Genomic DNA, 6,565 nt, shown 5'->3' with positions numbered 1-6,565 from the left:
TGCCCGAAGGGGCGCCCCAAAACGCGCCCGAGTAGGCGCAAAGCACAGCCGTAGCTCGGGCTACGGCGCGCATTTGCAACGCCCTCTGGCGTGTTTTGGGGCGTCAAAGCGGGCATGACCAATTCCCTCTCAGCCTCTCACTGCCCTTCCGGCATCGGCCGAGGCTGCTGCATCAGGCTCTCGACCTGCTGGCGCACCTGCTGCTGGGTTTGCCGCGCCTGTTCACGCACAGTCACCGCCGACGACGCATCGCTCGCCGGAGCGACCACGGCCGCAGGCACCACCCGATCGTGCGCCGCCAGCTGCTTCTTCACCACCAAGCCCAGCACCGCCAGCGCGACCAAGACGCCGACGAGCCCGAAGATGCCTTTCATCGTTCCTCCTACTTTTTGCGGAAATCGCTCACCGAGGAACCGCTGCCGGTGTGCGACTCACTCCCACTCAATCGTCGCCGGCGGCTTGCTGGAGACGTCGTAGACGACGCGGTTGATGCCGCGCACTTCGTTGATGATGCGGCTGCTCACCTTCTTGAGCAAGCTGTAGGGCAGTTCGGCCCAGTCGGCGGTCATGAAGTCGCTGGTTTGCACCGCGCGCAGGGCCACGACGTAGTCGTAGGTGCGGCCGTCGCCCATGACGCCCACGCTCTTGACGGGCAGGAACACGGCAAAGGCCTGGCTGGTCAGTTCGTACCAGGTCTTGCCGGAGTTGGGCTCGACGGTGGAGCGCAGCTCCTCGATGAAGATGGCGTCGGCGCGGCGCAGCAGGTCGGCGTATTCTTTTTTGACTTCACCCAGAATGCGCACGCCCAGCCCCGGCCCCGGGAAGGGGTGGCGGTAGACCATGTCGTGTGGGAGACCCAGGGCGAGGCCGAGTTCGCGCACCTCGTCCTTGAACAGGTCGCGCAGCGGCTCGAGCAGTTTGAGCCCAAGCTGCTCGGGCAGGCCGCCCACGTTGTGGTGGCTCTTGATGGTGACGGCTTTCTTGCTTTTGGCGCCGCCCGATTCGATGACGTCCGGGTAAATCGTGCCCTGGGCGAGGAAGGTCGCGCCTTTGTGGCCATTGCCGCCGGCCTTGAGCTTGGCCGCCTCGGCCTTGAACACATCGACGAACAACCCGCCGATGATCTTGCGCTTTTGCTCGGGGTCGCTCACACCGGCCAGGCGGCTGAGGAAGAGTTCACTCGCGTCCACGCGGATTACCTTGGCATGGAGCTTGCCCGCGAACATCTCCATCACCATGTCGCCCTCATTGAGCCGCAGCAACCCATGGTCGACGAACACGCAGGTGAGTTGGTCGCCAATGGCGCGGTGGATCAGGGCTGCAGCGACGGACGAATCCACGCCGCCCGAGAGGCCAAGGATGACCTCTTCGTCCCCCACCTGTTGGCGGATCGCTTCGACCGCCTCGGCCACGTGGTCGTGCATGACCCAATCGGGCTCGGCGCCGCAGATCTCCAGCACGAAGCGCTCCAGAATCGCGCGCCCCTGCACGGTGTGGGTGACCTCGGGGTGGAACTGCACCGCATAGAAGCGCCGCGCCTCGTCGGCCATGCCCGCGATGGGGCAGCTTTCCGTGCTGGCCATGAGCTTGAAGCCCGGCGGCAGCTGCGTCACCTTGTCGCCGTGACTCATCCAGACTTTCAGCATGCCGTGGCCTTCGGGCGTGGTGAAGTCGGCAATGCCCTTGAGCAGCGCGGTATGGCCACGCGCACGGACTTCGGCATAGCCGAATTCGCGCTGGTGGCCGCCCTCGACCACCCCGCCAAGCTGCTGCGCCATGGTCTGCATGCCGTAGCAAATGCCGAGCACCGGCACGCCCAGCTCAAACACCGCCTGCGGCGCGCGGTCGGTCGATTCCTCATACGCGCTGGCATGGCTGCCCGAGAGGATCACGCCCTTGAGCTTGCCATCGGCGGCATACGCGCGCACCCATTCGTCGCTCACGTCGCAGGGGTGAACTTCGCAATAAACGTGCATCTCGCGCACGCGCCGCGCGATGAGCTGCGTGACCTGGGAGCCGAAGTCGAGGATGAGGATTTTCGAGTGCTGCATGACGACGTGCCTGAAAAAGAAAAAAGGGCCGCCTGCGGCAGCCCGATTGGGGTGGAGTGCGCTCAGTCCGCGCGGTAGTTGGGCGCTTCCTTGGTGATCTGCACGTCGTGGACGTGGCTCTCACGTATGCCCGCCGCCGTGATTTGGACGAACTCGGCGCGCTGCTGCATCTCTTCGATCGTCGCGCAGCCGCAATAGCCCATGGCTGCGCGCAGGCCACCCGCCATCTGGAAGATGATGGCGACGACCGAGCCCTTGTAGGGCACGCGGCCTTCGATGCCTTCGGGCACGAGCTTGTCGGCGTTGGGGTTGCCCGTGCTCGACTCCTGGAAGTAGCGGTCGGCGCTGCCCTGTTGCATGGCGCCGATCGACCCCATGCCGCGGTAGCTCTTGTAGCTGCGGCCCTGGTACAGGATGACCTCGCCGGGCGCCTCCTCGGTGCCAGCGAACATGCCGCCCATCATGACGGTGCTCGCGCCCGCGGCGATGGCCTTGGCAATGTCGCCGCTGTAGCGCACGCCGCCGTCGGCAATCAAGGGCACGCCCGTGCCGTGCAGGGCCGAGGCCACGTTGTCGATGGCGGTGATCTGCGGAACCCCGACGCCTGCGACGATGCGCGTGGTGCAGATCGAGCCCGGGCCGATGCCAACCTTGACCGCATCCGCCCCGGCCTCGACCAGCGCACGCGCGGCTGCACCCGTGGCGATGTTGCCGCCGATCACCTCGACCTGCGGATAGTTCTGCTTCACCCAGCGCACGCGATCGATCACGCCCTTGCTGTGACCGTGCGCGGTATCGACAACGATCGCGTCCACACCCGCCTTCACCAGAAGCTCCACGCGCTCCTCGGTGCCCGCGCCGACACCGACCGCCGCACCCACGCGCAGTCGCCCGGCGGAATCGCGCGCGGCGTTCGGGAAGTTGAGCTGCTTGGTGATGTCCTTGACGGTGATGAGGCCCTTGAGCTCGAATGCATCGTTGACGACCAGCAGGCGCTCGAGCTTGTGCTTGTTCAACAGCGCCTTGGCCTCTTCGGGCGTGGTGCCCTCAGGCACGGTGATGAGGCGCTCGCGGGGCGTCATGATTTCGCGCACCGGCGCATCCATGCGGGTTTCGAAGCGCAGGTCGCGCCCGGTGACGATGCCGACCACCTTGCCGTCCTGAACCACCGGGAAGCCCGAAACACCGAGTTCATCCGAAAGCTGCATCACCTGCCGCACGGTGGTATCCGGCCCAATGACCACGGGGTCGCGCAACACGCCCGACTCATAGCGCTTGACCTTGGCGACGTGCGCCGCCTGCTCCTGCGGCGTCAGGTTCTTGTGCACGATGCCAATACCACCCTCTTGGGCGATGGCGATGGCCAGACGCGCTTCCGTCACCGTGTCCATCGCAGCGGACACGAGCGGCAGGTTGAGCCGGATGTTGCGGGTGAAGGCGGTCGCCAGCGAAGTGTCTTTCGGTAGGACCGAGGAAAACGCGGGGACCAGAAGAACGTCGTCGAAAGTGAGCGCTTTTCCCAAGAGGCGCATAGATGAGCTCCAAAAAGCCGATTGTATCCGTCCACCCCCAGCCGCAGACACCAGCCGCAGACCGTTCGACGCGTCCCGCGACGTGCACCACGCGGGCCGTTCCATCGCTACACTTGATCCTCATGAAGCTCAAGAACCTGGCCTGGCTCATCGCCATCGGAATTTCATGTGCCCCGGCCTTCGGGCAATGGCAGTGGCTCGACGCGAGCGGCCGCAAGGTCTACAGCGACCGGCCGCCGCCGGCAGAGGTGCCGGAAAAGAACATCCTGCGACGGCCGGGCCAAGTGCGCCCCACGAGCGAGGCTGCGGAGACCCCTGCCCCCGCATCGGCCGGCACCAAGCCCGCGGGTGGTGCCGCTGCGGCGGCTGAGGATCCACTCGAGAAAAAGAAGAAGGAAGCCGAGGCCGCCGAGGCGGCGAAGAAAAAGGCGGAAGAGGAAAAGCAGCGTCAGCTCAAAGCCGACAACTGTAAGCGGGCCAAGGCCGCCAAGGCTGCGCTGACTTCGGGCATGCGCATGGCGCGGATCAATGACAAGGGCGAACGCGAAATCCTCGACGACGCGGCACGCGCCGCCGAACTCAAGCGCATCGACGAGGCCATTTTGGCCAACTGCGAGTAAGGGCGACGCTGAACAAGTCCCTGCTGCCCCACGGACGGCTGCGGGCCAGGTTTCAGTTTTTCTTCGGGGCCTTGGCCTGGGCGAAGAGGCCCGCCGTGCGCATGCCCTGCGCGCGAAAACGCTCGCGCCGGGCGACCTTCGGGTCGACCTTGAGCGGGCGACACACTTCGACCCGATCCCCTTCGCGCAGGCGCTCCGTGGGCTGTGCCCGCTGGCCCCAGACCGCGACCGTGCAAGCCCCCAAGTCCAGCGTGGGGAAGGCATCGAGCAAACCGCTCGCGGCAAGCGCTTCGCGCACCGTCGCGCCTGAATCCAGATCCAATTCCCGCAGCCAAAGCTGCCGTGGCGCGTGGGAATGAACGACCGTGATGCGCATCGTGGGCCTCAGCCGTAAATTTGCTCGGCCCGCCGCACAAAGGCGTCGACCAGGCTCGATGCGATCTTGTCGAAGACCGGCCCCACGACGCTCGCAAGCGCACGGTTGTCGAAGCCGTACTCCAGACGCAATTCGACGCGGCAGGCGCGTTGAGTCCCATCACCCACCGGCAAAAAATGCCAGACGCCATCGAGCTTGGAAAACGGCCCCGAAACCAGCTGCATCGACACGCTGCGGTCGGGCTCGTGGCGATTGCGCGTGACAAAAACCTGGCGCACCCCACCAAAACCAATACCGACTTCCGCGACCATGCTGGTTTCGTCGCGTTCGAGCACACGCGCGTGGTCGCACCAAGGCAAAAACTGCGGATAACGTTCCACATCGGTCACCAGCGCAAACATTTCTGCCGGGCTGTACCAGATGAGGACGGACTTGTGGACGTTTTTCATAGAATGCGCGACTCGGTGCCGATTGTAGGCACCGCACAGCGCGGACAGCCGCCCTCGCCTCGCCTGCGGGCCGAGGCCGCCCGCCGCACGACCCGCCTTCCCTCATGGCCACCTCCAAAAACACTGCATCCAACACCCGCATCGCCGAGAACAAAAAGGCGGCCTTCAACTACTTCATCGAAGAGCGCTTCGAGGCGGGCATGGTGCTCGAGGGCTGGGAGGTCAAAGCCCTGCGCGCGGGCAAAGTGCAGCTCACCGATGGCTATGTGGTCATCCGCAACGGCGAGCTGTTCCTGATCGGCTGCCAAATCACCCCTTTGAGGACCGCCTCCACCCACGTCACCGCAGACCCGACCCGCACCCGCAAGCTGCTGCTGCACAAGGATGAAATCCGGCGCCTCGTCGGCAAGGTCGAGCAGAAGGGCTTCACCCTCGTCCCGCTGAACCTGCACTGGAAGAACGGCCGCGTGAAATGCGAAATCGGTCTGGCCAAAGGCAAGGCCGAGCACGACAAACGCGACACCATCAAGGAGCGCGAGGGCAAGCGCGAGGTGGAGCGAGCGATGAAGTCGCGCCACCGGTAATTTTTTGCTGGCGCGGGAATAAAACCCACTCAGCGCGTGTTCATGAGAGGACAGCCCTGCTGTCATTCGATCCCCCCACCAACCGGAGTCGCTCATGAAACACCTTTACGCCACCGCCACCCTCACCCTTGCCCTGCTCTCAGGCTGCGCCGCCATGGCGAGCGGCAGCGCCCCCGCCCGGGTTGCCGACGGGGCGCTGGTCGGCCCCAACGGCATGACGCTGTATGTGTTCGACAAAGACCCGCAGGGCGCGGGCAAGTCGGTCTGCAACGGGCCCTGCGCCACCAACTGGCCGCCGCTGCTCGCCTCGGACACCGACCAGCCCACGGGCGACTACAGCATCATCGTCCGCGACGATGGCCGCAAACAGTGGGCCTTCCGTGGTAAGCCGCTGTACTTCTGGGTGAAAGACAGCAAACCGGGCGACCGCACCGGTGACGGCGTCAACCAGGTCTGGCACACCGCTCGTCCCTGACCGATTTGCCCAGCATGGACCGCCAGACGCTGCGCGAGCAACTACCCGGTTTGCGCCGGTATGCGCGCGCCCTCGTCGGCGACCCCTGGGCGGCGGACGATCTGGTGCAAGACACGCTCGAGCGCGCCTGCAGCCGCTGGCACCTCTGGCGCGCGGGCAGCGACCTGCGGGCCTGGCTGTTCACGGTGATGCACAACCTGCATGCCAACCAGGTACGCCGCGCCCGACTTCGACCCGCACCGAGTGCACAAATCGACGTCGACGAGATGGCAGACGACCTGCCTGGCGCAGAGGCGCCGTCCGATCTCGCACTCGACCTTCTGCGCTGCCTGCTGCGGCTCCCCGAGGAGCAGCGAACCGTGCTGCTTTTGGTGACGCTCGAAGACCTGAGCTACGAGGCGGTCGCCAATATTCTGGGGATTCCGGTCGGCACCGTCATGTCCCGCCTTTCGCGCGCCCGCGCGCGGCTGCGCGAGTG

General features: G+C 65.5%; 9 protein-coding genes. 4 read left to right on the top strand and 5 right to left on the bottom strand.

The window, feature by feature from the left end:
• Positions 1-137: 137 nt before the first annotated feature.
• The 3 genes from JHC36_RS05750 to guaB all read right to left on the bottom strand — a co-directional run bounded on the left by JHC36_RS05750 (position 138) and on the right by guaB (position 3,583).
• Complete coding sequence (locus JHC36_RS05750) at positions 138-374, bottom strand: hypothetical protein (protein WP_287916959.1); 237 nt, start codon at positions 372-374, stop codon at positions 138-140.
• A 57-nt stretch (positions 375-431) separates the two neighbouring features.
• Positions 432-2,051: a glutamine-hydrolyzing GMP synthase gene (gene guaA, locus JHC36_RS05745; RefSeq protein ID WP_124221905.1), complete on the bottom strand. Its 1,620-nt coding sequence runs from the start codon at positions 2,049-2,051 to the stop codon at positions 432-434.
• A gap of 62 nt (positions 2,052-2,113) precedes the next feature.
• Positions 2,114-3,583 carry an IMP dehydrogenase gene (guaB, locus tag JHC36_RS05740; RefSeq protein ID WP_287916955.1) on the bottom strand — a complete coding sequence of 490 codons (1,470 nt, stop codon included), beginning with the start codon at positions 3,581-3,583 and terminating at the stop codon, positions 2,114-2,116.
• Between the two features lie 122 nt (positions 3,584-3,705).
• On the opposite strand from guaB, the gene JHC36_RS05735 reads away from it, so the two are divergent.
• The gene (locus tag JHC36_RS05735; protein ID WP_287916952.1) at positions 3,706-4,203 is read left to right on the top strand and encodes a DUF4124 domain-containing protein; all 498 of its coding nucleotides are present in this window, start codon (positions 3,706-3,708) and stop codon (positions 4,201-4,203) included.
• Positions 4,204-4,255: 52 nt separating this feature from the next.
• Here JHC36_RS05735 and JHC36_RS05730 read toward each other — a convergent pair whose 3' ends face one another.
• Both JHC36_RS05730 and JHC36_RS05725 read right to left on the bottom strand, forming a co-directional pair.
• A complete protein-coding gene (locus JHC36_RS05730; protein ID WP_287916950.1) occupies positions 4,256-4,579 on the bottom strand; it encodes an RnfH family protein in 324 nt (107 codons plus the stop codon).
• 8 nt (positions 4,580-4,587) lie between these two features.
• The gene (locus tag JHC36_RS05725; protein ID WP_124221914.1) at positions 4,588-5,028 is read right to left on the bottom strand and encodes a type II toxin-antitoxin system RatA family toxin; all 441 of its coding nucleotides are present in this window, start codon (positions 5,026-5,028) and stop codon (positions 4,588-4,590) included.
• Positions 5,029-5,132: 104 nt separating this feature from the next.
• Between JHC36_RS05725 and smpB the strand changes: the two genes are divergently transcribed.
• The 3 genes from smpB to JHC36_RS05710 form a co-directional block, all read left to right on the top strand.
• On the top strand, positions 5,133-5,612 hold the full coding sequence (gene smpB, locus JHC36_RS05720; RefSeq protein WP_287916947.1) for an SsrA-binding protein SmpB: 480 nt from the start codon (positions 5,133-5,135) through the stop codon (positions 5,610-5,612).
• Positions 5,613-5,706: 94 nt separating this feature from the next.
• Positions 5,707-6,087 carry a COG4315 family predicted lipoprotein gene (locus JHC36_RS05715; protein WP_287916944.1) on the top strand — a complete coding sequence of 127 codons (381 nt, stop codon included), beginning with the start codon at positions 5,707-5,709 and terminating at the stop codon, positions 6,085-6,087.
• Positions 6,088-6,101: 14 nt separating this feature from the next.
• On the top strand, positions 6,102-6,565 hold a 464-nt coding region (locus JHC36_RS05710; RefSeq protein WP_287916941.1), incomplete at its 3' end, for a sigma-70 family RNA polymerase sigma factor.

Source organism: Tibeticola sp., from assembly GCF_022759015.1.
GTDB lineage: Bacteria > Pseudomonadota > Gammaproteobacteria > Burkholderiales > Burkholderiaceae_C > Tibeticola > Tibeticola sediminis.
This window is presented reverse-complemented; position numbering and strand designations above follow the sequence as displayed.